19 protein-coding genes are annotated in these 24,304 nt (G+C 67.5%); 7 read left to right on the top strand and 12 right to left on the bottom strand.

The window, feature by feature from the left end:
* Window positions 1-207: 207 nt before the first annotated feature.
* From DK368_RS13430 to DK368_RS13445, 4 genes are all read right to left on the bottom strand, one after another.
* Complete coding sequence (locus DK368_RS13430; protein ID WP_205028217.1) at window positions 208-1,137, bottom strand: sugar ABC transporter permease; 930 nt, start codon at window positions 1,135-1,137, stop codon at window positions 208-210.
* 9 nt (window positions 1,138-1,146) lie between these two features.
* The gene (locus DK368_RS13435; RefSeq protein ID WP_205028219.1) at window positions 1,147-3,162 is read right to left on the bottom strand and encodes a carbohydrate ABC transporter permease; all 2,016 of its coding nucleotides are present in this window, start codon (window positions 3,160-3,162) and stop codon (window positions 1,147-1,149) included.
* A complete protein-coding gene (locus DK368_RS13440; protein ID WP_205028221.1) occupies window positions 3,134-4,396 on the bottom strand; it encodes an extracellular solute-binding protein in 1,263 nt (420 codons plus the stop codon). The genes DK368_RS13435 and DK368_RS13440 overlap by 29 nt, the downstream gene beginning before the upstream one ends.
* A gap of 67 nt (window positions 4,397-4,463) precedes the next feature.
* Entirely contained in the window at window positions 4,464-5,585 is a 1,122-nt protein-coding gene (locus DK368_RS13445; protein ID WP_114394475.1) for an ABC transporter ATP-binding protein, read from the bottom strand.
* Window positions 5,586-6,193: 608 nt separating this feature from the next.
* Between DK368_RS13445 and hexR the strand changes: the two genes are divergently transcribed.
* Complete coding sequence (hexR, locus tag DK368_RS13450; RefSeq protein ID WP_114394476.1) at window positions 6,194-7,039, top strand: transcriptional regulator HexR; 846 nt, start codon at window positions 6,194-6,196, stop codon at window positions 7,037-7,039.
* Window positions 7,040-7,093: 54 nt separating this feature from the next.
* Window positions 7,094-9,343 (top strand): 1,4-alpha-glucan branching protein GlgB, encoded by a 2,250-nt coding sequence (gene glgB, locus DK368_RS13455; protein WP_114394477.1) that lies wholly within the window; start codon window positions 7,094-7,096, stop codon window positions 9,341-9,343.
* A 159-nt stretch (window positions 9,344-9,502) separates the two neighbouring features.
* Here the strand turns inward: glgB and DK368_RS13460 are convergent, their stop codons facing one another.
* Window positions 9,503-9,790: a GIY-YIG nuclease family protein gene (locus DK368_RS13460; protein ID WP_114394478.1), complete on the bottom strand. Its 288-nt coding sequence runs from the start codon at window positions 9,788-9,790 to the stop codon at window positions 9,503-9,505.
* Between the two features lie 569 nt (window positions 9,791-10,359).
* On the opposite strand from DK368_RS13460, the gene DK368_RS13465 reads away from it, so the two are divergent.
* The 3 genes from DK368_RS13465 to DK368_RS13475 all read left to right on the top strand — a co-directional run bounded on the left by DK368_RS13465 (window position 10,360) and on the right by DK368_RS13475 (window position 14,552).
* On the top strand, window positions 10,360-11,232 hold the full coding sequence (locus tag DK368_RS13465; RefSeq protein ID WP_162306029.1) for an aldo/keto reductase: 873 nt from the start codon (window positions 10,360-10,362) through the stop codon (window positions 11,230-11,232).
* A 380-nt stretch (window positions 11,233-11,612) separates the two neighbouring features.
* On the top strand, window positions 11,613-13,154 hold the full coding sequence (malQ, locus tag DK368_RS13470) for a 4-alpha-glucanotransferase (protein WP_114394480.1): 1,542 nt from the start codon (window positions 11,613-11,615) through the stop codon (window positions 13,152-13,154).
* A gap of 135 nt (window positions 13,155-13,289) precedes the next feature.
* Entirely contained in the window at window positions 13,290-14,552 is a 1,263-nt protein-coding gene (locus DK368_RS13475; RefSeq protein ID WP_193552293.1) for a DUF4032 domain-containing protein, read from the top strand.
* A 4-nt stretch (window positions 14,553-14,556) separates the two neighbouring features.
* Here the strand turns inward: DK368_RS13475 and DK368_RS13480 are convergent, their stop codons facing one another.
* Together DK368_RS13480 and fliI are read right to left on the bottom strand one after the other, a co-directional pair.
* The gene (locus tag DK368_RS13480; RefSeq protein WP_114394481.1) at window positions 14,557-14,982 is read right to left on the bottom strand and encodes a flagellar FliJ family protein; all 426 of its coding nucleotides are present in this window, start codon (window positions 14,980-14,982) and stop codon (window positions 14,557-14,559) included.
* Window positions 14,979-16,307 carry a flagellar protein export ATPase FliI gene (gene fliI / locus DK368_RS13485; protein WP_114394482.1) on the bottom strand — a complete coding sequence of 443 codons (1,329 nt, stop codon included), beginning with the start codon at window positions 16,305-16,307 and terminating at the stop codon, window positions 14,979-14,981. The genes DK368_RS13480 and fliI overlap by 4 nt, the downstream gene beginning before the upstream one ends.
* Before the next feature lie 221 nt (window positions 16,308-16,528).
* Here fliI and ctrA point away from each other — a divergent pair, with 221 nt between their 5' ends.
* Both ctrA and DK368_RS13495 read left to right on the top strand, forming a co-directional pair.
* A complete protein-coding gene (gene ctrA / locus DK368_RS13490) occupies window positions 16,529-17,239 on the top strand; it encodes a response regulator transcription factor CtrA (protein WP_114394483.1) in 711 nt (236 codons plus the stop codon).
* Window positions 17,240-17,375: 136 nt separating this feature from the next.
* Window positions 17,376-18,572, top strand: a complete 1,197-nt coding sequence (locus DK368_RS13495) for a zinc-dependent alcohol dehydrogenase (protein ID WP_114394484.1) — start codon at window positions 17,376-17,378, stop codon at window positions 18,570-18,572.
* 101 nt (window positions 18,573-18,673) lie between these two features.
* On the opposite strand, the gene DK368_RS13500 is transcribed toward DK368_RS13495, so the two are convergent.
* From DK368_RS13500 to DK368_RS13520, 5 genes are read right to left on the bottom strand one after another with little or no spacing between them, the layout of a single operon-like run.
* A complete protein-coding gene (locus DK368_RS13500) occupies window positions 18,674-19,501 on the bottom strand; it encodes a CheR family methyltransferase (protein ID WP_114394485.1) in 828 nt (275 codons plus the stop codon).
* A complete protein-coding gene (locus DK368_RS13505; protein ID WP_114394486.1) occupies window positions 19,498-20,697 on the bottom strand; it encodes a protein-glutamate methylesterase/protein-glutamine glutaminase in 1,200 nt (399 codons plus the stop codon). The genes DK368_RS13500 and DK368_RS13505 overlap by 4 nt, the downstream gene beginning before the upstream one ends.
* Before the next feature lie 19 nt (window positions 20,698-20,716).
* The gene (locus DK368_RS13510; protein WP_114394487.1) at window positions 20,717-21,082 is read right to left on the bottom strand and encodes a response regulator; all 366 of its coding nucleotides are present in this window, start codon (window positions 21,080-21,082) and stop codon (window positions 20,717-20,719) included.
* Window positions 21,083-21,104: 22 nt separating this feature from the next.
* A complete protein-coding gene (locus tag DK368_RS13515; RefSeq protein ID WP_114394488.1) occupies window positions 21,105-21,596 on the bottom strand; it encodes a chemotaxis protein CheW in 492 nt (163 codons plus the stop codon).
* Window positions 21,593-24,298, bottom strand: coding sequence for a hybrid sensor histidine kinase/response regulator (locus tag DK368_RS13520; protein ID WP_114394489.1), 2,706 nt, complete (start codon window positions 24,296-24,298; stop codon window positions 21,593-21,595). The genes DK368_RS13515 and DK368_RS13520 overlap by 4 nt, the downstream gene beginning before the upstream one ends.
* Window positions 24,299-24,304 lie beyond the last annotated feature (6 nt).

Consider the following 24,304-nt stretch of genomic DNA (forward strand, 5'->3'; position numbering starts at 1 on the left):
TTCCTCCGCGGGTGTGCGGTCCCGGCCCCGCCATAGGGCGGTTCGGCACCCCGCGATTGGCAATGTAGCAGAATTACAAAACAGCGCAATAGCGCTAGTAAATTCATTACCGGCGCTGTTTGTCGCGCCCACGGATTCCGGTAATTCCGCTACGCACGCGGCGGCGGACGCGGGGCCGCAGCCGCCGGCCCTGCGTGGCCCGGAGCATCAGCCCTTGACGCCGCCGGCCGTCAGGCCGCTGACCAGATATTTCTGCAGATACAGGAACAGGACGATCACCGGCAGCGACACGATGATCGAGCCGGCGGCGAAATAGCCCCATTGGGCGCTGAAGCCGCCGACGAAGAAGCGCAGGCCCACCGGCGCGGTGTAGCGCGCCTCCTCCGTCATGAAGACGGAGGCCAGGATGAATTCGTTCCAGCCGGTCATGAAGCTGAACAGCGCGGTCACGGCCACCGCCGGCTTGGCCAGCGGCAGGATGATGCGGAAGAAGATCATGGAGCGCGAGGCGCCGTCCATGATGGCGCTTTCCTCGATCTCCAGCGGGATGGTGTCGAAATAGCCCTTCAGCATCCAGACGCAGAAGGGGATCGAGGTCACGGCATAGACGATGACCAGGCCGAAGTACGAATTCCCCAGCCCCAGCCAGCTGACGATGATGATGTAGAGCGGGATCATCATCAGCGTGCCCGGGAACATCTGGCTGACCAGGAAGGCCATCATGCCGGCCTGCCGCCCGGGGAAGCGGAAGCGGGAAAAGGCGTAGGCCGCGGTGCAGGCCAGGAAGACGCCGACGATGGTGGTCAGCCCGGCGACGATGGCACTGTTCATCAGCCAGTGCAGGAAGGGCTGTTCGGTCAGCACGTCCCGGAAATTCGACAGGCTGACCTGCTGCGGCCAGGGGGTGATGATGCGCAGCCGGTCCCAGACATCGGCATCGGCCGGCAGCGCCGCGATGGCCAGACTCTGCTGGCCGGAAAAGGCCAGGCTGATGACCCAGAGGATGGGATAGCAGGACAGCAGCGTGAACAGGGCCAGGAACAGGTGCAGCAGCAGATGGCGCGGCGGCGCCGGCCTGGTCCGGCGGGCCGTGCTGGCGGGGGCGGGCAGTGCGGTGGTGGTCGTCATGCGGCTCATGCCCCCTGCTTATGCGACCCGTTCCGTGGCGCGGGAGACGCGGTTCTGGAACACGCCATAGGCCAGCAGGATCACGAAGATCACCAGCGAATAGGCGGCGGCGTAGGCGTACTGGTAGCGCTCGAAGGCGATCTTGTAGGCCTTGGTGATCAGGATCTCGGTGGCGCCCGCGGGGTCGCCGCCCGACACCAGATAGATCACGTTGAACATGTTGAAGGTCCACACCACCGACAGGATGATGGCGGGCACCAGCGCCGGCTTCAACAGCGGCAGGGTGATGCCCCAGAACTGCTGCCATTTGCTGGCACCGTCCAGTTCCGCCGCCTCGTACATGTCGGTGGGGATCGATTGCAGCGCCCCCAGGCTGACCACCATCATGAACGGGAAGCTCAGCCAGCCATTGGTGATGACGCCGGTCATGAAGCTGCTGAACACGCTGTCGAACCAAGCGACGGGTTCGCCGCCGAACAGCATGATGGCCTGGTTGATGACGCCGAACTGCTGGTGGAACATCCCCTTCCAGGTCAGCGCCGTGATGTAGTTGGGAATGGCCCAGGGCAGGATCAGCAGCACCCGGTAGATGGCGCGGCCGCGCAGTCCCTCGGTGTTCAGCGCCAGCGCCAGGATCAGCCCCAGCGTCACGCCGATGGCGACATTGATGATGGTCCAGCAGATGGTGATGAACAGGGTCCAGTAGAAACTCTCGTAATTGACGACCCAGCCGTCCGGCGTGCTGCGCAGCACATCCACATCGCCCAGGATACGGACGAAATTGTCCAGCCCGACCCACAGCTCGGTCAGCGGCACCGACTGGTTGAACAGGGTCCGGTCGGTGAAGGCCAGGGCCACGCCATAGGCGAAGGGGAAGAACACCAGCAGCAGCATGCCGACGATGGCCGGCGCCACATAGGCGTAGGCCTGCCGGTGCTCCGTCAGGGTGTGCGCCAGCCGGCCCATGGCCCCCAGGGCGAAGGCGGCCAGCAGCAGGACCGACAGGCCGGCCGTGATCCAGAGCTGCCGCGCCACACCGCCCACATGGGCGGACAGGGCCGCCGCCACCGACGCGGGATCGATGCCGCCGGCCGCGGTGATCTGGCCCAGCGGACGCTGATAGGCGTCGACATCCCAGACCTGTTCGGCCAGGGGCGGCAGCCCGGCGGCAGCCAGGACCGGTGTCGCCGCCTGACGCAGATCGCTTTGCACCTGGCCGATGCCGGCGACCACGCTCTGGGTGCCGTCGGCCAGATCGGCCAGCGCCGCGCGGCCGACGAAACCGGCGGCGGCGGCGAACAGCAGCAGCGCCGCCAGGAACAGGACCCAGCGGCGGGACCGGGCGGCCAGGCCCGAACGGGCCACGGCCAGCAGGATGGGAATGAACAGCGCCAGCGCCAGCACACCCGGCAGCAGCGCCGTGGCCCCGTGGCCGGCGGGGTCCGCCGGCGCCATGGCGCGCCGCACCTCGGCCATGCCCCAGTAGCTGCCGCCGACCAGCACCGGGGCCGTCACCGCCAACACGCCCGGCCCGGCCGGGGCCACCTCGATCTCGGGCAGGCGCTTCACGCCTTCGGCCGCGTTGCCTTCGGCATTGGCGCGCAGGCGGGCGGCCTGATCGAACAGGGATTTCTCGTCCCGGACCAGCCGGCGCGGAACCGCGCCGGCTGCCAGGTCGGAGTCGATGTCGGAAAAGATGAGCTGGGCGCCGGACTGGCGGACCAGCCGCACGGCCCGGATGGACGGATCCGCCTGTTTCCAGGCGGCGACCGCCGCCGCCACCGTCTCCGGGGACGGCTCGGTGGCCTCAAGCGCCCCGGCCAGCGCGGCGAAGCCGGCACTGGCAACGGTGGCCTTGCGCACCTCCACATCCTGTCGGGCGGCGCGCTCGGCCCCGCCGACGAACCAGAGGCCCGCCGCCAGGAACAGCACCAGCCCGGCCAGCAGGCCGAGGAGCGCCGATACGCCGGAAAGCCGCCGCTCGCCCATCTCGTCCCCCACCGGCTCAGCGGCCCTTGCGCAGGGCGTCGACATCCGCGCTGATCTTGGCCTGCGCCTCATCCAGCGCCTGCTTCGGAGTCGCGGCCCCCTTGACGATCTTGTTCATGGCCATGGTCATGGGCGACCACATGGCGGTCATGACGGCATAGTTCGGCATGGGGGTGGCCCGCTCCGCCTGCTGGCGGAAGCCGGTCAGCACCGGATCGTTGGCGATCTCCGGCACGGCGTAGACGGCCTTGTTGGTCGGCTGCTGCCGGCCTTCCAGGGCCATGATCTTGGCCGCCGGTTCGGAGGTGGCGAACTTGGCGAAGTCGTAGGCCGCTTCCTTGTTCTTGCTCTTGGCCGAGATGTACAGGCCCTCGATGGTCATCCAGGGCGTCATCGGCTTGCCGCCGGCGCCGTCCACCGTGGGCAGCGGGGCGATGCCCACCTGGATGGACTTGTCCACCTCGCCCAGGAACCACGGGCCGGAGAAGACGATATCCGTCTTGCCCTGGTTGAACAGCGAGGTGATCAGGGCCGAGGTCGGGTCCGCCGGCAGGATCTTGTCGGTCTTGAACCAGGTCATGACCTGCTCGACCGCCTTGACGTTCTCCGGCGAGTTCACGGTCGGCTTCGGCAGGCCGGACTTGGCGCTGTCGTCGAAGACCTTGCCGCCGAAGGCGTTCATGACGCCGGCATGGAAGTAGAAATCGCTGTAGGCGTAGGCCCAGCCATAGGTGCCGGTGGCGGCGTTGGTGTTCTTCTTGGCCCAGGCCACCAGCTCGCCCGTGGTCTTCGGCGGCTCCTTGACCTTGGCCTTGTTGTAGATCAGGGCGATGGACTTGTAGTTCAGCGGCAGGCCGTAGATGGAGCCGCGATAGCTCAGGCCATCGACCATGTTCGGCAGGAACTGCGCCTTGGTGGCGTCGTCCAGATAGAAGTCGATAGGCTCGACGATGTTGCCGGCCTCGATCCAGCCGCCGAGGCGGTCCTGGGCGAAGATGAAGGCATCCGGGCCGCTGCCCTGGGGCACGGCGGCGGAGATCTTGTCGGCATAGGCGTCATAGGGGACGGCCAGGGCGGACACCATGACCTTGCCCTTGTGCGCGTCGTTGTAGAGCGAAACCACCTTCTCGAAGGCGGCCTTTTCCTCACCGCGGTAACCGTGCCAGACGGTGACGTTGGTGGCCTGGGCCCAGGCGGTGGCGGTCAGACCGCCCAGCAGCGTGGTGCCCAGCAGGGCGACACCGGACAGGCGGAACACAGTTCTACGGGACAGTTCCATGAGGTTTTCCTTCCTCCCAACGACCGCCCGTCCGGGGCGGCCTTCACAAAGCGGACCCCGGCGAGCCTCAGGCCTCGGGTAGGCGCTTCTCCGACTGCGGATCGAACAGGTGCAGGCCGTCGGCCTTGATCACCAGTTCGACGGTTTCGCCCGGGCGGGGCAGCGTCAGCCCATGGCCGCGGATCTTGCCGATCAGCATGTGCTCACCCAGGCGGAAATGGATCATGGCCTCGTGACCGAGCGTCTCCACGATCTCCACCGCGCCGCGGATGGGCGCGACACTGGTCCATTGATGCTCCTCGGCATGGCCCACATGCTCGGGACGGAAACCGACCGACACGGTACGCCCGTGGTAATTGCCGATCCCGGCGCGGAAGGACGCAGGCACGGGCAGCACCAGATCCTGGTGCCGCAGCTGCGTGCCGGAGGCATCCACCTCCATCGGCACCACATTCATGGACGGCGTGCCGATGAAGCGGGCCACGAACAGGTTCTGCGGCCGGTCATACAGCTCCAGCGGCGTCCCCACCTGCATCAGATTGCCGGCGGGATGGCGCTTCAGCGGCGCCAGCACGGCGATGCGGTCGCCCATGGTCATGGCCTCCACCTGATCGTGGGTGACATAGACCGTGGTGATCTTCAGCCGGCGCTGCAGCCTGGCGATCTCCGCCCGCATGACCACGCGCAGCTCGGCATCCAGGTTGGACAGCGGCTCGTCGAACAGGAAGACCTTGGGCTTGCGCACGATGGCGCGGCCCAGGGCCACGCGCTGGCGCTGGCCGCCCGACAGGGCGCGCGGCTTGCGGTCCAGGAACTCGGTCAGGCCCAGCATCGAGGCCGCGTCATTGACCAGCGCGTCGATCTCGGCCGGCGGCAGTTTGCGGATCTTCAGGCCGAAGGCGATGTTGTCGCGCACCGACATGTGCGGATAGAGCGCGTAGCTCTGGAACACCATGGCCACGTCGCGGTCCTTGGGGTGGACGTCGTTGACCACGCGGTCGCCGATGCTCAGCGTGCCGGCGCTGATCTCCTCCAGGCCCGCGATCATGCGCAGCGCCGTGGACTTGCCGCAGCCGGACGGCCCGACGAAGACCATGAACTCCTGGTCCCGGATGTGCAGGGACAGGTTCTCGATGACGGGGACGTCGTTGAACCGCTTGGAGACGGCATCGAAGATGATCTGGGCCATTGCCTTCCGCCGATGTCAGGAGGTCAGGACGCGATGCGGATACGGGCGCCACGCGGTGGCGCCCGGCGGATGCATGGCCCGGCGTCCGCCGGGCGGCGGAGCGGGCGCATCGGACTGGCTGTGATGGCGCCGGATAGAGTGGCAGCAGGCAAGACTTCCTCCCAGGCAGATGACCTTGTCCCGGCCCCGTTCCGCGGGTCCTGGCGGACCTGCGGCCGGAGACCAGCCGGCATCACGTTACAACCGGTGTAGTATCATTACAGGCCGGCCGCAACCATCCCGCAAACGCATTCGAACCATCAGACGGGCCAATGGCCCTACCCCAGGCTTGCAGCGACTGTGTATCGCGTTGCAGCAAGCATTTACCGTCAACAACCCCGGCCCGCATTATCCCAGATCAAAGCAGAGGCATCTTTCCCCTGTCATTCTGCCCACGGGAGTTCTATCGGCAGGCTTGCAAAAGCCGGTTGATCGGCGTGTAATTCCTTTACAGGCTGGTGAAACCCGTTTCATTAGACCCCTTGACCGGGGCCGAATTGCTGGCAGTGCGGTCGAAAACCGGCATCCGGCCGGCACGACGCCCCCATGATCACGAAAGGAAGACCCAGGTGCTGGACCGGATTCGCGGAATGATGACGGGACTGCGACGGTCCGAGCAGAAGATCGCGGAAGTGGTGCTGAAGCAACCCCATTCCGTCGTCAATGCCTCCGTCTCCGAAGTGGCCCGCGATGCCGGGGTGAGCCAGCCCACGGTGGTGCGCTTCTGCCGCTCGGTCGGCTGTGGCGGCTTCCAGGATTTCAAGCTGCGGCTGGCCCAGGACCTGGCCACCGGCACACCCTATGTGCATGAGGATGTGCGGCCGGAAGATCCGGTGGCCGATGTGGCGGCCAAGGTGCTGAACCGCAGCATCGCCTCGCTGACCCGCGTGCGCAACCAGATGAATTCCGACGCGCTGGAACAGGCGGTGGAGATCATGGCCGCGGCCGGCCGTCTGGAATTCTACGGATTCGGCGCCTCCGGCATCGTCGCCATGGATGCGCAGAACAAATTCTTCCGCCTGGGCATCCCCTGCGCCGCCCATATCGACTATCACGTCCAGGCCATGTCGGCGGCGATTCTCGGCCCCACCGGGGCGGTGGTGGCCATCTCCCACACCGGGCGCACGCGCGAGCTGCTGCGCAGCGTGGATCTGGCCCTGGAAAGCGGATCGAAGGTCATCGCCCTGACCAGCGGCGGCTCCCCCCTGGCCGACCGGGCCACGGTCAGCCTGATCGTCGATGTGCCGGAAGACACCAGCATGTATACCCCGATGACCTCGCGCATCGCCCATCTGGCAATGATGGACGTGCTGCAGGTGGGCGTGGCCTTGCGCCGGGGCATGAACCTGACGGAAAGTCTGGCCCGCGCCAAACGCTCGATCCGGGAACGACGGCTCCAGACCGTCAAGCCCTGACGGCCCATCCTCGGCCGCAGCGCCCGGCCATCGTGGAAGTCTGAAGGAGCAGCCATGTCCCCCGACACCATTGCCCTGATCGTCAGCGGCAATCACGCCGACCCCTTCGCCGTCCTGGGGCCGCATCGGGCAGCAGGGGATGCCGACGCGCCGGACGCCGATTCAGCCGATGGCGCACAGGGCGGTGACGGGCCGACGGATCTGCGGGTGTTCCGCCCCGACGCCGACCGTGTGGAGATCCTGGACGGCAGCGGCGCCGTGCTGGCCGAGATGCGGCGGCGGCATGAAGGCGGCTTCTTCGAGCATCGGTTCGACGGGCCGGCGCCCGCGGGCTACCGGCTGCGGCTGCACCGCGGCGCCGCGGCCTGGGAGATCGACGATCCCTACCGGTTCCCGCCGCTGCTGGGCGATCTCGACCTGCATCTGCTGGGCGAGGGCCGGCACTGGCGGGCCTATGAACAGCTGGGCGCCCATCCCGTCCGCATCGACGGGGTGGATGGGGTCCGATTCGCGGTCTGGGCCCCCAATGCCCGCCGCGTCTCGGTGGTGGGGGAGTTCAATGGCTGGGACGGGCGGGTGCATGTCATGCGCAACCGGCCCGGCGTCGGCGTGTGGGAGATCTTCCTGCCGGGCCTGGGCGAAGGCACGCTCTACAAGTACGAGCTGCTGGGACCGCGGGGCGAGCTGCTGCCGCTGAAGGCCGATCCCTTCGCCTTCGCCGCGGAGAACCGGCCGCACACGGCCTCCATCGTCCGCCGCATCGACCGCCAGCCCTGGCAGGACCGGGACTGGCTGCAGAAGCGGGCCGCCCGCAACGCCCGCACCGCCCCCATCAGCATCTACGAGGTGCATCTGGGCTCGTGGAAGCGGGGCGAGGGCAACCGGTTCCTGACCTACCGCGAGCTGGCCGACGATCTGGTCCCTTATGCCAAGGAGATGGGCTTCACCCATATCGAGGTGCTGCCCGTGCATGAGCATCCGTTCGACGGCAGCTGGGGCTACCAGTCCCTGGGGCTGTACGCCCCCACCAGCCGCTTCGGCACGCCGGCCGATTTCCAGGCCTTCGTCGAGGCCTGCCACGCGGCGGAGCTGGGGCTGATCATCGACTGGGTGCCCGGCCATTTCCCCAGCGACGCCCATGGGCTGGCCTGGTTCGACGGCACCCACCTCTATGAGCATGCCGATCCGCGCCAGGGCTTCCACCAGGACTGGAACACGCTGATCTATAATTTCGGCCGCAACGAGATCAGCAACTTCCTGATCGCCAATGCCCTGTTCTGGCTGCGCCACTATCATGTGGACGGGCTGCGCGTCGATGCCGTGGCCTCCATGCTGTATCTGGATTACAGCCGCAAGGCGGGCGAGTGGGTGCCCAACCGTTTCGGCGGGCGGGAGAACCTGGAGGCCATCGACCTGCTGCGCCGCATGAACGAGCTGGTCTATGGCGAGGAGGAAGGCCAGGGCGGCGGCGCCATCACCATCGCCGAGGAAAGCACGGCCTGGCCGGGCGTCTCCCGACCCGCCTATGTGGGCGGTCTGGGCTTCGGCTATAAATGGAACATGGGCTGGATGCATGACACGTTGCGCTACATGCGCAACGATCCGGTACACCGGCGCTATCACCACAACGACCTGACCTTCGGCCTGCTCTACGCCTTCACCGAAAATTTCATCCTGCCGCTGTCCCATGACGAGGTGGTCCACGGCAAGGGCAGCATCCTGGCCCGCATGCCCGGCGACACCTGGCAGCAATTCGCCAATCTGCGCGCCTATTACGGCTTCATGTGGACCCATCCCGGCAAGAAGCTGCTGTTCATGGGCGGCGAGTTCGCCCAGGGCCGCGAATGGAACCACGATGCCAGCCTGGACTGGCATCTGCTGGACCCGGACCAGGGCGGCCCCTGGCACGTCGGCGTGCAGCGGCTGGTGCGCGACCTCAACGCCCTCTACCGCAATACGCCGGCCCTGTCCGAGCTGGACTGCGAGGCCGAGGGCTTCCGCTGGATCAAGGGCAACGCCGCTGAGGAATCGGTGCTGGCCTACAGCCGCCACGGCAGCACGCCGGGATCGGTGGCCGTGGCCGTGGTGAACTTCACGCCGGTGCCGCGCCAGGACTATCGCGTCGGCCTGCCGGAGGGCGGTTTCTGGCGCGAGGCGCTGAACAGCGACGCCGCGCTCTATGGCGGCTCCAATCTGGGCAATGGCGGCGGCGTCACCGCCGAGGCGGTCCCCTGGGACGGCCAGCCCTTCAGCGCCCCCCTCACCCTGCCGCCGCTGGCCGCCCTGGTGCTGGTGAAGGGCTGAGCGCGTCCGCCCGGATGCCCGCCCGCGCGGGTGTGGTGCGGGGAGGCGCAAGGAGAACGTCCCCGTCCGCCCCCCCTTCCCGCATCATCCCTTCCCCACCGCCGCCCCACTTCCGGCGTCGTGCCCCGCGCAGACGGGGCCCCAAGGCCAGGCGCACAGTCAGTGCAGCGTGCCATAGAGATCGAGCCATTGTGGATTGCGCTCTTCGATCAGCCGGATCTTCCAGGCCCGATTCCATTTCTTCAGTTGCTTTTCCCGCCCGATGGCATGGAACGCCGTGTCGAAGATCTCGTAATAGACCAGAAGGTTCACACCATAGATCCGGGTGAAACCATCCGTCCGTGCGCATTTATGTTCATAGACGCGACGCGCAAGATCATTGGTCACGCCGATATACAGCGTCCCGTTCCGCTGGCTGGCCAAAATATAGACGAAGTAGGACCGCATGGGTTGGCTTGGGATCCTGGGTCCCCGCCTGCGCGGGGACGACGCCGCGGCAATTCATAGAATTAGTGTGATTTATCGATTTCATCAATCAAAAAGGGAAATGGTGCCGCCATTCCCTGCTCAACCATCCCCGTTCCCGCATCATCCCTTCGCCACCGCCGTCCCATCTCCGGCGTCGTCCCTTCCCCGCCGCCGCCCCACGCCCGGCGTCGTCCCCGCGCAGGCGGGGACCCAGGGCCACGCGCACACCACCTCCCCTGGATGCCCGCCTGCGCGGGGCATGACGCGGGGAGACGCAAGGGGAACGTCCCCGCCCGCCACCACCGCCCCACCTCCGGCACCATCCCTTCCCCGCCGCCGCCCCACGCCCGGCGTCGTCCCCGCGAAGGCGGGGACCCAGGCCACGCGCGCACCACCTCCCCTGGATGCCCGCCTGCGCGGGGCATGACGCGGGGAGACGCGGGGGCGGCAGAGGGAGGCGGATCGGTCGCGGCGGCGGGTTCTACCCAAGGCCGGCCCCGGCGCGTTACCGTGCCGCCCAGCCCGATCCCCACACCCAAGGAAACGCCATGCTCCCCCTTTCCCCGATCACCGTCGGCTTCATGCGCATGGGCCAATGGGGCCTGAACCGCGCGGCCTTGCGGGACTGGATCGGCACCGTGCTCGACCTGGGCATCACCAGTTTCGACCATGCCGACGTCTATGGCGATTACGGCGTCGAGGACGCCTTCGGCGAGGCCCTGGCGCTGCAGCCCGCCCAGCGGGACCGCATGCAGCTGATCAGCAAGGTGGGCGTGCAGCGGGTCAGTCCCGGCAATCCCGGCGTCTGGCACATGCATTACGACCTGTCCGGCGCCCATATCCTGGCCACGGTCGAGGCGTCCCTGCGCAAGCTGCGCACCGACCGGCTGGACCTGCTGCTGCTGCACCGGCCCGACCCGCTGATGCGGGCGGAGGAGGTGGCCGACGCCTTCGACCGGTTGCAGGCGGCCGGCAAGGTGCTGCATTTCGGCGTGTCGAACTTCGCGGCCTCGCGGGTGCGGGCCCTGCAGCGGGTCCTGGCCCAGCCGCTGCTGGTCAACCAGGTGGAGATCAGCCTGGAACGGCCGGACGCCATCTGGGACGGCACGCTGGACAGCTGCCAGGAGCTGGGGCTGACACCCATGGCCTGGTCACCGCTGGGCGGCGGCGGGCTGTTCCGCGACGATCCCGCCCGGGCCGGGCTGCGTCAGGCCTTGCGTGAGGTGGCCGACGCCTATGGTGCCGCCCCGGACCAGATCGCCCTGGCCTGGCTGCTGGCGCATCCGGCCGGCATCCGCTGTGTCGTCGGCACCGGGCGGCTGGACCGGCTGCGTGGGGCCGTCCATGCCCAGTCCATCCAGCTCGACCGGCAGAACTGGTACAAGCTGCTGGCCGCGGCCGAAGGCCGGCAAGTGCCCTGAGCGGGCGTGGGTGTCGCCCTCCGGTGGCGATCGGCCGGGACCAGGGGGCGACGATGCCGCGGACAGCCCCCAGGCCTGGGCGTCGTGGCCATGGACCGTGACCGCCGTGCTGGCGCGGGGCGGATCTGTAGCAATCTGCCCGTCCATACCGGTGGATTACTGTAATCGAGTTACCAAGCGGCGTTAAACGGCGCCAGTGGAGGAGTATCCTCTTTCCCCGACATTCCTCGATCCGGCCCCGGACGCGGTGGGAACCGGTGTTATATCAATGCGCACACTGCGGAAATGGACCAGATCTACCTGCGGAATGTGGTTTGATTGCAAAGCCGGGGTCGCAACCATCGCCCCCGGCCCCCTCCCCCCTCTTCCCAGCGGCTTCCATGAACGACCTGCGCGCCAGCGGCATCCTGCTCCATCCCACCTCGCTGCCCGGCGGGCACGGCATCGGGGACCTGGGTCCCGAGGCGCGCGCCTTCCTGGAGCGGCTGGCCGAAGCCGGGCAGAGCCTGTGGCAGATCCTGCCCCTGTCGCCGACCGGGGTGGGGGCCTCCCCCTATTCCTCCCTATCCAGCTTCGCCGGCAATCCGCTGCTGATCAGCTTCGATGATCTGGCCGCCGAGGGGCTGGCCGACGCCGCCCTGCTGGAGACGCTGCCGGGCAATGGGCCGGGCAACGGGCCGGGCAACGGAAGCGGGCGCGTGGATTTCGCCGCCGTCCTGGCCGGCAAGCTGACGGCGCTGGACCGGGTCTGCGCCGATTTCCTGCGCCGCCCCGCCGACGACGAGCTGTGGATCGACTACGAGCTGTTCCTGGCCAAGCACGAGGCCGACTGGCTGGACGATTACGCGCTCTACATCGTGCTGAAGGACCGGCATGGCGGCCGGGCCTGGCAGGACTGGAACGCCGCCTATGTGTCGCGGGAGAGCGTGGCCCTGGACGAGGCGCGGCAGACGCTGGCCCAGGAGATCCGCAAGATCAAGGTGCAGCAGTTCCTGTTCTTCCGGCAGTGGCAGCGGCTGCACGACCAGGCCGCCCGGCTGGGCGTGCGCATCATGGGCGACATCCCCATCTTCGTCGCCGGCGACAGCGCCGATGTCTGGGCTAATCCCGAGCTGTTCGAACTGGACCGCGGCGGCCAGCCGCTGCTGGTGGCCGGCGTGCCGCCCGACTATTTCAGCGCCACCGGCCAGCGCTGGGGCAATCCGCTGTTCCGCTGGGACGCCCACCGCGCCCAGGGCTTTGCCTGGTGGCACAAGCGCGTGGCCAAGACGCTGGAGATGGTGGATCTGGTCCGCATCGACCATTTCCGCGGGTTCGAGAGCTATTGGGAGATCCCGGCCAGCGAACCCACGGCCATCCATGGCCGCTGGGTCCCCGCCCCCGGCTACGAGCTGTTCCAGTCCATGCGCGACCGCTTCGGCAGCCTGCCGATCATCGCCGAGGATCTGGGCATCATCACGCCCGAGGTGGAGCGGCTGCGCGACCATTTCGGCTTCCCCGGCATGCGCGTCCTGCCCTTCGAGTGGGGGGAGGATTTCAAGCCCTGGGACTATGATCCCAACCGCTTCCCGGCCAACAGCGTGTTCTATACCGGGACCCACGACAACGACACCATCCTGGGCTGGTTCAACGCCCTGGGCGGTGCGGACTCGGAGATCGGCCGGCGCATGCTGGACTATCTCGGCAGCGACCGCAGCGCCATCCATTGGGACTTCGTGCGCTTCGCCCTGAACAGCAACAGCCGCATCGCCATCTGCCCGGTGCAGGACATTCTGGGACTGGGAACCGAGGCGCGCATGAACGTGCCGGGCAAGGCCGACGGCAACTGGTCCTGGCGCCTGCAGCCCGGCCAGTTCGACGGTGCGGCGGCGCGGCAGCTGCGCGGCCTGACCGAGGCTGCCGGCCGCCTGCCCGCGGCCTGACGGCCCCAGCAGCCTGACGGACCAGTTCCCGACGGTAACGGTTCCATCGCGCCCCCGTGCTAGCATCGCCGGGCGCAGGGCTGGGCCGGATGGTCGGACCGCCCGATCGACGGGACTGAGCGAAGGGAACACGCGGTGCGCATCAAGCTCGCAGCCCCTGCCAGCTTCTCCTTCGGCGTCGCCCTGCCCTGGGGCGTGCCGCTGGAGCAATGGCCGGACGATGTGGTGGTGCAGATGCCCCGGGGCATCAGCCGCAACGTCGTGCGCTTCGTGCGCGACGACCGCGGCACCGTCTTCGCCCTGAAGGAGCTGCCGCAGCGGGTGGCGGAGAAGGAATACGATCTGCTGCGCTGCCTGCGCGAGCGCGGCCTGCCGTCGGTCGAGGCGGTGGGCCTGGTCAGCGAGCGGGCGGACGCCGGCGGTGCCCCGCTGCTGACGGTGCTGGTCACCCGGTATCTCGAACGGGCCATGCCCTACCGCCTGCTGTTCGAGCGGGGGGAGAGTCTGGCCGACCGCGAGCGGCTGCTGGATGCGCTGGTGGATCTGCTGATCCGGCTGCACCTGTCCGGCTTCTATTGGGGCGACTGTTCCCTGTCCAATACCCTGTTCCGCCGCGATGCCGGCCGCCTGGCCGCCTATCTGGTGGATGCGGAGACGGGCGAGCTGCATGAGGAGCTGTCGGACGGGCTGCGCGGCTATGATGTGGAACTGGCGCGCGACAATGTGGCCGGCGAACTGATGGATCTGGCCGCCGGCCCCGGCCTGCCCGACGGGCTGGACCCGGTGGACACGGCCATGGAGCTTCAGGCCCGCTATCACCGGCTCTGGCACGAACTGACCCGCGACGAGCTGTTCAGCCCCGACGAACAGTTCCGGGTGCAGAGCCGCATCCGCACCCTGAACGACTATGGCTTCGACGTGGACGAGCTGGAGCTGATCACCGCCGGCGAGGCGGGCGACGGCGCCGCCCGCACCGGTGCGCGGCTGCTGATGCGGCCCAAGGTGGTGGAGACCGGCCATCACAAGCGCCGGCTGACCCAGCTGACCGGGCTGGTGGCGGAGGAGAACCAGAGCCGCCAGCTGCTGAACGATATCCGCCGCTACAAGGCCCAGCTGGAGCTGGAGGAAGGCCATCCGCTGTCGGAGCTGATGGCGGCGCACCGCTGGGTCCACGAGGTCTATGCCCCGCTGCTGGACGCAGTACCCGAGGATCTGCGCCACAAGCTGGACGATCCGGAGCTGTACTTCCAGGTGCTGGAGCACCGCTGGTACCTGTCCGAGGCGCAGGGCCGCGATGTGGGCACCGATGCCGCCCTGGCCGACTATCTCGACACGGTCCTGCCCACCCTGCCGGACCGGCCGCTGATGGCCGACGGGGAGGTCTGGCCGGAGCCGTGAGGGGCTACTCCTCCCCGTCCCGCGCCCGCTGGAAGCGGATGCTGGCCACCTCGTCGAACATCTGGGTCTCGCGGTGGCGGCGGGCCTCCTTGGCGGCCTGATCGCGCAGCTCCTGCACCTGTTCGTACTTCTTCAGCTCGCGGAAGGCCTCGGCCACGGCCTCCTCGGCCTGGGCCACCTCCTGCCGCAGCAGGTCGATGGCGCGGGCCATCTGTTCGCGCACGCGGATCACCTGCTTGGCGAAGCTGTGATAGGTCAGGCCGGCATTGAAATCCCCGGCCGCCACCTGCTTCTCGCGCACCACCTGCGCCTCGAAGGCGGTCTGCTGGGCCAGCGCCTGCTCCAGCGCGGCCAGACGCTCGCCCAGGGCCCGGCGGCGCTCGTCCACCGTGCGCTGGTGCAGCCGGATCAGCGGCTTCAGATCCTTCATGCGGCACCGCCCAGGATGGCCGCCAGCTCGGCATAGCCGGTCGCAAGGTCGCTGCGCTCATCCTTGCCCTGGCGCAGGAAGCTCTCCAGCGCCGGGTTGAAATGGATGGCCTCGTCCACCTGCGGGTCGGCACCGCGGCGGTAGGCGCCCAGCCGGATCATCTCCTCCATGTCGGCATAGGTGGCCATGAGCCGGCGGGCCTTGGTCACCAGGGCGTTCTGCTCCGCCGTGTTGCAGCCCGGCATGGTGCGGCTGACCGAGCGCAGGATGTTGATGGCGGGATAGCGCCCGCGTTCGCCGATGCGGCGCTCCATGACGATGTGCCCGTCGAGGATGCCGCGCACGGCGTCAGCGATGGGTTCCTCCATGTCGCCGCCCTCGACCAGCACGGTAAAGATGGCGGAGATGCTGCCGCGGCCGGTGCCCGGCCCCGCCCGCTCCAGCAGGCGCGGCAATTCGGCGAACACCGTGGGCGGATAGCCCTTGGTGGTCGGCGGCTCGCCGGCCGACAGGCCGATCTCGCGCTGGGCCATGGCGAAGCGGGTGACGCTGTCCATCAGGCAGAGCACATCCTGGTCCTGCTCGCGGAAATATTCGGCCACAGCCATGGTCATGTAGGCGGCCTGCTTGCGCATCAGCGGCGGCTCGTCGCTGGTGGCGACGACGACGATGCTGCGGGCCAGACCGTCGGCGCCCAGATCATTCTCCAGGAACTCCTGCACCTCGCGCCCGCGCTCGCCGATCAGGCCGATGACGCTGACATCGGCGGCGGTGTAGCGGGCCAGCATCGACATCAGCACCGACTTGCCGACGCCGGAGCCGGCGAAGATGCCCATGCGCTGGCCGCGGCACAGGGTCAGGAAGGTGTTCAGCGCCCGCACGCCCATGTCGATCTTGCCGCCCACGCGGTCGCGGGCATGGGCCGGCGGCGGATTGGCCCGGATCAGCATGGGCTGTTCGCCCTGGGGCAGCGGCCCCTTGCCGTCGATGGGCTCGCCCAGGGCGTTGATGACGCGGCCCAGCCAGGCCGGCGTGGGATGGATGGCCGCCTGCCCCTCCGCCACCTCGGCCCGGCAGCCCAGGCCGATGTCGTCAAGGGTTCCGAAGGGCATCAGCACCGCTCTTCCGGAGCGGAATCCCACCACTTCGCAGGGGACAATCCTGCCCCCGCGGGATATGACCCGGCAGCGCCCGCCGACGGAAAGCTGGCGCTCCACCCCGCCCGCTTCCACCATCATGCCGAGCACCGAGGTGACACGGCCGAACATGCGGTAGGCCGGCAAGGCGGCGATGTCCTGGAGGATGCGTTCGGGATCGGCGACCATGAATTCCCCTGCCCGCAATGGGCGACCCGGTTAGCAGCCCGGTTAGCGGCCCGGCTCAGCGGCCCAGGACTCGGCCAGATTCTTAATCCGGCCGGGTTAATCAGCCGTAACGACGTCGGCTGATAGCATATTCGTTCGTGCTCTGTTAACCTAGTGCCGTCGAGCGCCAGATTCGCCGTTCCTCCGGCACCGTCTGCGGGACCTAACCCAAAGGATGTGCAATGCGAGTTCTGCTGGTTGAAGACGATCCGATGATGCTGAAGAGCATCGAGCTGATGCTGGGGAGCGAGGCCGGTTACATCGTCGACAGCACCTCCCTGGGGGAGGATGGGCTGGAGATCGGCAAGATCTATGATTACGACATCATCATCCTCGATCTGATGCTGCCGGACATCGACGGGTACGAGGTGCTGCGCCGGCTGCGCGCGGCGCGGGTGACCACGCCGATCCTGATCCTGTCGGGCCTGTCCGACCTGGACGCCAAGATCAAGGGGCTGGGCTTCGGCGCCGACGATTATCTGACCAAGCCGTTCGACCGGCGCGAGCTGCTGGCCCGCATCCAGGCCATCATCCGCCGCAGCAAGGGCCATTCGGAAAGCGTCATCCGCACCGGCAAGCTGACGGTGAACCTGGACGCCAAGACCGTGCAGGTGGACGGCGCCCCGCTGCACCTGACCGGCAAGGAATACGGCATCCTGGAGCTGCTGTCCCTGCGCAAGGGCACGACGCTGACCAAGGAGATGTTCCTGAACCATCTCTATGGCGGCATGGACGAGCCGGAACTGAAGATCATCGACGTCTTCGTCTGCAAGCTGCGCAAGAAGCTGACCACGGCCACCCGGGGCGAGAACTATATCGAGACGGTCTGGGGCCGTGGCTATGTGCTGCGCGACCCGCCGGAGGCGGTGGCCTCGCAGAAGGCCGTGGGCTGAGCGTCCTATGAGGCTGAGCGCCCGCATGGGCTGAGCGCCGGGGCGCTCAACCTGCCCGTACCGGCCGCGCCGGCCACGGAACCATTGGTGCCCCCTCCTGTTCGACAGGGCCTGACCGAAGGCCTGGAGGACAAGGATGCGCGCGCTGTGCTGGCACGGAAAAGGGGATATCCGCTACGACACGGTCCCCGATCCGCGGATCGAGGACCCCAAGGACGCCATCATCCAGGTCAGCAGCTGCGCCATCTGCGGCTCCGACCTGCATCTCATGGACGGCTACATCCCCTTCATGGAGCACGGCGATGTGCTGGGCCATGAGAGCATGGGCGAGGTGGTCGAGGTCGGCGCCGAGGTCCGGGACCTGAAGGTGGGCGACCGGGTGGTGGTGCCCTTCACCATCACCTGCGGCCAGTGCGAGCAATGCCGGCGCGGCAATTATTCCGTCTGCGAAAACACCAACCGCAACGCCGCCCTGGCCAGCAAGATGTTCGGCCATCCCACCGCCGGCCTGTTCGGCTATTCCCACATCACCGGCGGCTATGCCGGCGGTCAGGCCGAGTATCTGCGGGTCCCGTTCGCCGACACCACGGTCATCAAAGTGCCGAAGACCGGCCTGAGCGACGATCAGTTGCTGTTCCTCAGCGATATCCTGCCCACCGGCTGGCAGGCCGCAATTCATTGCGATATCGAACCGACCGATGTGGTGGCTGTCTGGGGCTGTGGCCCGGTGGCCCAGTTCTGCATCCGCAGCGCCCGCCTGCTGGGCGCCCACAGCGTCATCGCCATCGACTGCGTGCCGGAACGGCTGGCCATGGCCCGCGAGGCCGGCGCCGTCACCATCGATTTCAGACAGGAACCGGTGCTGCAACGGCTGGCCGAACTGACCGGTGGCCGCGGCCCCGACAAATGCATCGAGGCCGTGGGCATGGAGGCCCATGCCGGGCTGGACTCGCTCCAGGGGCTGGGCGGGCTGATGGACAAGGCCAAGGCCGCCCTGATGCTGGAGACGGAACGGCCCATGGCCGTGCGTGAAGCCATCTATGCCTGCCGTCCCGGCGGCATCGTCTCCATCGCCGGCGTGTTCGGCGGGCTGGCCGACAAGATCCCGCTGGGGGCGATGATGAACAAGGGCCTGACCATCCGCACCGGCCAGACCCATGTGCGCCGCTTCGCCACTGACCTGCTGCGCCGGATCGAGGAGGGGCAGATCGATCCCACGGTGGTCATCACCCACCGGCTGCCGCTGGAGCGGGGTCCGGAGGCCTATCACACCTTCCGCGACAAGCGGGATGGCTGCATCAAGGTGGTGCTGTCGCCCCAGGCCGCGTTCTGATCCGGCGTCCGGGGCCGACCCCGCACGGCAAAAGGGGCGGACGCACAGGCGCCCGCCCCGTTCGCCCCGCCCCGTTCGCATCGCCCGATGGACGGGGAACGTCAGACCTTGGCCGGCACCCCGGACAGGGTATAGAGACCGCGTTGCCCATCCATGGGCTTGAACTTCTCGGTGATGCCCAACACCGTCTCCGCCCCGCCCAGATACAGCACGCCGTCGGGCGGCAGCATCTTGGCCATGGCTTCCAGAACCTTGGTCTTGGTCGGCTGATCGAAATAGATCAGCACATTGCGGCAGAAGATGACGTCGAACTGACCCAGCGGGCTGAGGTCCGACAGCAGATTGTATTCGCGGAACTGGGCACGGCTGCGGAACTCGTCCTTCAGCTGCCACTTGTCGCCCATCTGATTGAAGTACTTGACCAGATAGGTGATGGGCAGGCCGCGCTGGACCTCGAACTGGGTATAGACGCCGGCCTTGGCCTTGGCCACCATCTCGCTGGACAGGTCGGTGCCGATGATCTCGATGCGCCAGCCGGCCAGCCGTGCGCCCTCTTCATTGAGGACCATGGCCAGGCTGTAGGCCTCCTGCCCCGAGGAGCAGGCGGCGGACCAGATGCGGATGTGCTTTTTGTTCTGCCGGGTGGCCAGCAGCGCCGGCAGCACCACCGCCTTGAACTGGTCGAACGGCTTCTGGTCACGGAAGAAGGACGATTCGTTGGTCGTCATGGCTTCCGTGATGTCGCGCAGCAGCTCCTCGTCCTTGCGGGTGCGCACCACCTGGGCCAGCTCGTCCAAGCCCTTCAGGTTCCATTTGCGGGCCACCGGCATCAGCCGGGATTCCAGCAGATAGGCCTTGTCCTTGGTCAGCACCAGTCCAGACCGCTGCTTCAGCAGGGTGCAGAACATATCGAAGTCTTCGACCTTCATGCTGCCTGCCTCAATGCGATCTTGCGGAGAAACGGCCCGATTTCCTTCAGCGGCAGCACGGCGCTGCACAAGCCGGCGGTGGCCACGGCCCCCGGCATGCCCCAGACCACGCTGGACGCTTCGTCCTGCCCGACGACGGCGCCGCCCGACTGGACCACCTGGTCACTGCCCTTCTGGCCGTCATGGCCCATGCCGGTCAGGATGCAGACCAGCACGCGGCGGCCATAGGCCTTGACGATGCTGCGCAGCATGGGATCGACGGCCGGACGGCAGAAATTCTCCGGCGCGTCCTTGCTGAGCGCAATCATGTTCATGCCGGGCGCCTTCTGGTTGACCAGCATGTGGAAATCGCCCGGCGCCACATAGGCGTGGCGGCCTACGATCGGCTCGCCATCCTTGGCCTCGGTGGTCGGCACGCCGCACTGGCGGGTGATGTGCTCGGCCAGGATGGTGGTGAAGGTCGCCGGCATGTGCTGGGTGATCAGGATCGGCTGCGGCAGATCCTTGAGATGGCTCATCACCTCGAACAGGGCCTGCGGACCGCCGGTGGAGCTGCCGATGGCGATCAGGTCGGGACGCAGATCCAGCGGCATCGGGCGCAGCTGGATCGGCTGCGGCTCCGGCTTGACGCGCACCGGGGTCGGCAGGGTGAAGCCGGTGGAGGGCTGCACCGGCGCCGTCACCGACGCCGGACGGGCCGGTGCCGCGGCGCTGGCCGCCTTCTTCGGATCGGCCCGGCGCGCGGCGGCACCCCAGGCCTTCACCTTCTCGGTCAGCTCGCGCTTGAAATTGTCGGCCCCGGTCAGTTCCCGCGTCGAAGACGGCTTCGGCACGTAATCCGCCGCACCGGCGCGCAAGGCCCGCAGCGACACATCGGCGCCCTTGGCCGTCAGCGTCGAGGCCATGACGACCTTGACGTTGGGATCGACCTGCAACAGGTGCGGCAGAGCCGACAGCCCGTCCAGCACCGGCATCTCGATGTCGAGCACGATGACATCAAGGATCTGGCGCTGGAGCGTGTTGATGGCCATCTGACCGTTGGCGACCGAGGCGATCACCTTGATCTCCGGGTCCGTTTCCAGGGCCCGGCTGATCAGACCGCGGATCACCGCGGAGTCGTCGACCACCATCACCCGAAATGGTTCGGGTACGCCCTGTTCTGCCGGCCCTGGGGGTTTTCCGGAAAATTCGGTCATGTGGAGTCCCTGGCCGGGCTTAGAGAAGCCCGACCTGCTCGAACTTGGTCTGGATGATTTCGCTGTCGAAGGGCTTCATGATGTATTCGTTGGCCCCGGCCGTCAGCGCTTCCTGGATGTGGGCCAGGTCGTTCTCGGTGGTGCAGAACACCACCTTGGGTTCCTGGCCGCCGGTCATCTTGCGCAGGCGCCGCAGGAACTCGATGCCGGTCATCACCGGCATGTTCCAGTCCAGCAGGATACCATCCGGCATGGCCTTGGCGCACTGCTCCATGGCCTGCTTGCCGTCCTCGGCTTCGGCGCAGGAGAAGCCAAGCTCTTCCAGGATCTTACGCGCCACCTTGCGGACGACGCGGCTGTCATCGACGACGAGACAGGTCTTCATGAAGGACCTCGGGAGTCGGGGGTCAAGCCGCTTCGATGCTGGCGAAATTCAACAGGCGGGACACGTCCAGAACGACCAACAGGGTATTCTGGAGACGGTAAATGCCCGTCGAAACCTCGCGCCACCGCTGATCCATGGTGGCCGGGTGCCGCTCGAAATCGTCGGCGGAGAGGCTCAGCACCTCACCCACATTGTCGACCATCAGCGAGTACAGCTCGCCCTTATGGTCGACCACGATGCTCATGCCGCGGCTGGCCTGGGTCGGCTTGTCCAAGCCCAGGCGCAGACGCACATCGATGGCGGTGACGATGCGGCCGCGCAGATTGAGGCTGCCGGCAACCTCGGGCGGGGCCAGAGGGATACGGGTGATCTTCTGCGGACCCAGCACGTCACGGACCTGCAGCACGGGGATGCCGAAGAGCTGGTCCGCGATGGTCGCCGTCACGAAATCCTCGTTCTTGGCGGCGGAGATTTCCGTGGACTGGGTCCTCTTGGCGGGAAGACGGGCACTCATGCGGCACCTTTCTCGGCAAGCGTCTGCTGCAACGTGAAGAGCAGCGCGTCACGATCGAACTTAGCGACGTAATCGTTAAAGCCTGCCTGACGGCCGCGATCGAGATCGCGCGGCGTGGCATGGCTCGACAGGGCGACCAGCGGGACATTGGCCCAGCGGGCGCTGGCGCGCACCGCCTCGGCGAACTCCAGGCCGCTCATGCCCGGCATCTCGATGTCGGAGATGATGACATCGAACTGCTCGCCGGACTCCTGCAGCGCCATGGCCTCGTCGCCGCTCTCGACAGCGGTGACATCGTAGCCGGACACCGACAGCATCGGGGTCAGCAGGTTGCGGAAGAAGGGGCTGTCGTCCACCAGCAGGATGCGGTGCTGCCGCTCCTCCTCGAAGGCGCCGTCGCGGCCATTGCCGAACCAGTCCTTGAAGGCCCGGGTCAGATAGAAGCCGGCATCGATGACGTCGGTGGCCTTGCCGGCGATGATGGCGCTGCCCAGGAAGCCCGGACGCTCCGTCCCCAGCTCGACCGCCAGCTTGTCCTCGACGATGTCGACGATCTCATCCACCACCAGACCCATGGAGCGGTCGCCATCGGCGAACACCACCACCGGCTGGCGCTTGTCGCGGACGATGCTCCAGTTGGCATCGATGGGGACCAGCGGCATCAGCTTGCCGCGGTACTGCACCACCGGCTCGCCGTTGGACAGCTCGACCTGGTTGAGATCGACATCCTCCAGGCGGGCGACCAGCGACAGCGGCACCGCCTTCGGGCTGCCGGCACCGGCGGAGAAGATGAGCAGGGCCATCTTGTCGTCCTCGCGCCGGGTCTGCTTGGCCACCTCGGTGGTGGCGATGGAGGTGTCCTGCACCGTCATCGTGCCCGACGCCGTGGCGATGCCGTTCGGGTCGAGGATCATGATGACCGAACCGTCACCCAGGATGGTGTTGCCCGAGAACAGCTCGATGTTGCGCAGGATCGGCGCCACCGGCTTCACCACGATTTCCTCGGTGTCGAACACGCGGTCGACGATGATGCCGAAGGTGTAGTTGCCGACCTGGGTGACGACGATGAAGTTCTCGCGCTTGTCCTCGTCCTGATGGCCCAGCTTCAGCAGGCGCTGCAGGCTGACCAGCGGCAGCAGGCGGTTGCGCAGGCGCAGCACCGGCGACCCGTTGATGCGCTCGATCTTGTGCTCGCTGTCGTCGGCGGCGCGGACCAGCTCCACCACGCTGATCTGCGGGATGGCGAAGCGCTCGCCGCCGCATTCGACGATGAGGGCGGACACGATGGCCAGGGTCAGCGGGATCTTGATGGTGAAGGTCGTGCCGCGACCTTCCAGCGACTTCATCTCGATGGTGCCGCCGATCTTCTCGATGTTGGTCTTGACCACGTCCATGCCGACGCCGCGGCCGGAGACGCTGGTGACCTTGGCCGCGGTCGAGAAGCCGGGCTTCATGATGAACTGCTGGATCTGCTGATCCGACATGCCGGCCAGTTCGGCCTCGGTCACCATGCCGTTCTGCAGGGCCTTGCGCTTGATGGCCTCCAGGTTCAGGCCGCGGCCGTCATCGCTGATCTCGATGATGATGTGGCCACCCTCGTGATAGGCGTTGAGGGTGACGCGGCCGGCCTCCGGCTTGCCCTTGGCCACGCGCTCGGCGGGGCCTTCCAGCCCGTGGTCGCCGGAGTTGCGGACCATGTGGGTCAGCGGGTCCTTGATCAGTTCCAGCACCTGGCGGTCGAGTTCGGTCTCGGCGCCCAGCATCTGGAGATCGATCTTTTTGTGCAGTTCGTGCGCCAGATCGCGCACCAGACGCGGCAGCTTGGCCCAGGCATTGCCGATGGGCTGCATGCGCGTCTTCATCACGCCTTCCTGCAGCTCCGACGTCACATGGTTCAGGCGCTGCAGAGGGGCCGCGAACTCGCTCTCCTTCTGGGAGCGCAGGATCTGCAGCAGCTGGTTGCGGGTCAGCACCAGCTCCGAGACCATGGTCATCAGGTTTTCCAGCAGATCCACATTGACGCGGATGGTCTGCTGGGCCACGGCGGACTCACCGCCCTTGTCGGCGGCAGCGGCGGGGCCGGCATCGGCCGCCTCGGCGCGGTGCTGCGGCTCGGGCACGGGGGCGGGCGGCGGCGCCTCGGTGATGGGGGCGACCTCCCGGGTCTGCACCACCTCCGGCGGACGCGGCGGCTCAACCGCCACGGGCACGGCGCGCACCGGCTCGAACAGCTGCTCGGGATCGTTGGCGGCAGCGGGCGGCTCGGCAGGCGGCTCCGGGGCCGCGGGGGCGGCCGCAGCGCCCGCGCCGGCCTTCGGCAGTTCGCGCCCCTCGGCCATGGCGTTCAGCCGGTTGATCAGATCCTCGTCCGTGCCCGCCGGCTCGGCCTCGGTCTTCTCCAGCACCGACAGGATGCCCTTGATGGTGTCCAGCGATTCCAGGATCAGCGAGACGGCATAGGCGCTGACGGTCAGCTCGCCGTCGCGGAAGCGGCCCAGCACATTCTCGGCGGCATGGGCCACCGATTCCAGCCGGGGCAGCCCCAGGAAGCCGCAGGTGCCTTTGATGGTATGAACCAGGCGGAAGATGTTGCTCAGCAACCCCGGATCGTTCGGGTTCTGTTCGAGCTTCACCAACTCCACGTCGAGAACGGACAAGTTCTCGTTGGTTTCGGTGAGGAATTCACTCAGCAGATCATCCATGGTTCC

This window comes from Oleisolibacter albus, assembly GCF_003336875.1.
GTDB lineage: Bacteria > Pseudomonadota > Alphaproteobacteria > Azospirillales > Azospirillaceae > Niveispirillum > Niveispirillum album.

Bases quoted from the DNA above. Each gene is read 5' to 3' on its own strand.
- DK368_RS13430 (WP_205028217.1), bottom strand. From the start codon at position 1,137: ATGAGCCGCATGACGACCACCACCGCACTGCCCGCCCCCGCCAGCACG.
- DK368_RS13435 (WP_205028219.1), bottom strand. From the start codon at position 3,162: ATGTCGACGCCCTGCGCAAGGGCCGCTGAGCCGGTGGGGGACGAGATG.
- DK368_RS13440 (WP_205028221.1), bottom strand. From the start codon at position 4,396: ATGGAACTGTCCCGTAGAACTGTGTTCCGCCTGTCCGGTGTCGCCCTG.
- DK368_RS13445 (WP_114394475.1), bottom strand. From the start codon at position 5,585: ATGGCCCAGATCATCTTCGATGCCGTCTCCAAGCGGTTCAACGACGTC.
- glgB (WP_114394477.1), top strand. From the start codon at position 7,094: ATGTCCCCCGACACCATTGCCCTGATCGTCAGCGGCAATCACGCCGAC.
- DK368_RS13460 (WP_114394478.1), bottom strand. From the start codon at position 9,790: ATGCGGTCCTACTTCGTCTATATTTTGGCCAGCCAGCGGAACGGGACG.
- DK368_RS13465 (WP_162306029.1), top strand. From the start codon at position 10,360: ATGCTCCCCCTTTCCCCGATCACCGTCGGCTTCATGCGCATGGGCCAA.
- malQ (WP_114394480.1), top strand. From the start codon at position 11,613: ATGAACGACCTGCGCGCCAGCGGCATCCTGCTCCATCCCACCTCGCTG.
- DK368_RS13480 (WP_114394481.1), bottom strand. From the start codon at position 14,982: ATGAAGGATCTGAAGCCGCTGATCCGGCTGCACCAGCGCACGGTGGAC.
- fliI (WP_114394482.1), bottom strand. From the start codon at position 16,307: ATGGTCGCCGATCCCGAACGCATCCTCCAGGACATCGCCGCCTTGCCG.
- ctrA (WP_114394483.1), top strand. From the start codon at position 16,529: ATGCGAGTTCTGCTGGTTGAAGACGATCCGATGATGCTGAAGAGCATC.
- DK368_RS13495 (WP_114394484.1), top strand. From the start codon at position 17,376: ATGCGCGCGCTGTGCTGGCACGGAAAAGGGGATATCCGCTACGACACG.
- DK368_RS13500 (WP_114394485.1), bottom strand. From the start codon at position 19,501: ATGAAGGTCGAAGACTTCGATATGTTCTGCACCCTGCTGAAGCAGCGG.
- DK368_RS13505 (WP_114394486.1), bottom strand. From the start codon at position 20,697: ATGACCGAATTTTCCGGAAAACCCCCAGGGCCGGCAGAACAGGGCGTA.
- DK368_RS13510 (WP_114394487.1), bottom strand. From the start codon at position 21,082: ATGAAGACCTGTCTCGTCGTCGATGACAGCCGCGTCGTCCGCAAGGTG.
- DK368_RS13515 (WP_114394488.1), bottom strand. From the start codon at position 21,596: ATGAGTGCCCGTCTTCCCGCCAAGAGGACCCAGTCCACGGAAATCTCC.
- DK368_RS13520 (WP_114394489.1), bottom strand. From the start codon at position 24,298: ATGGATGATCTGCTGAGTGAATTCCTCACCGAAACCAACGAGAACTTG.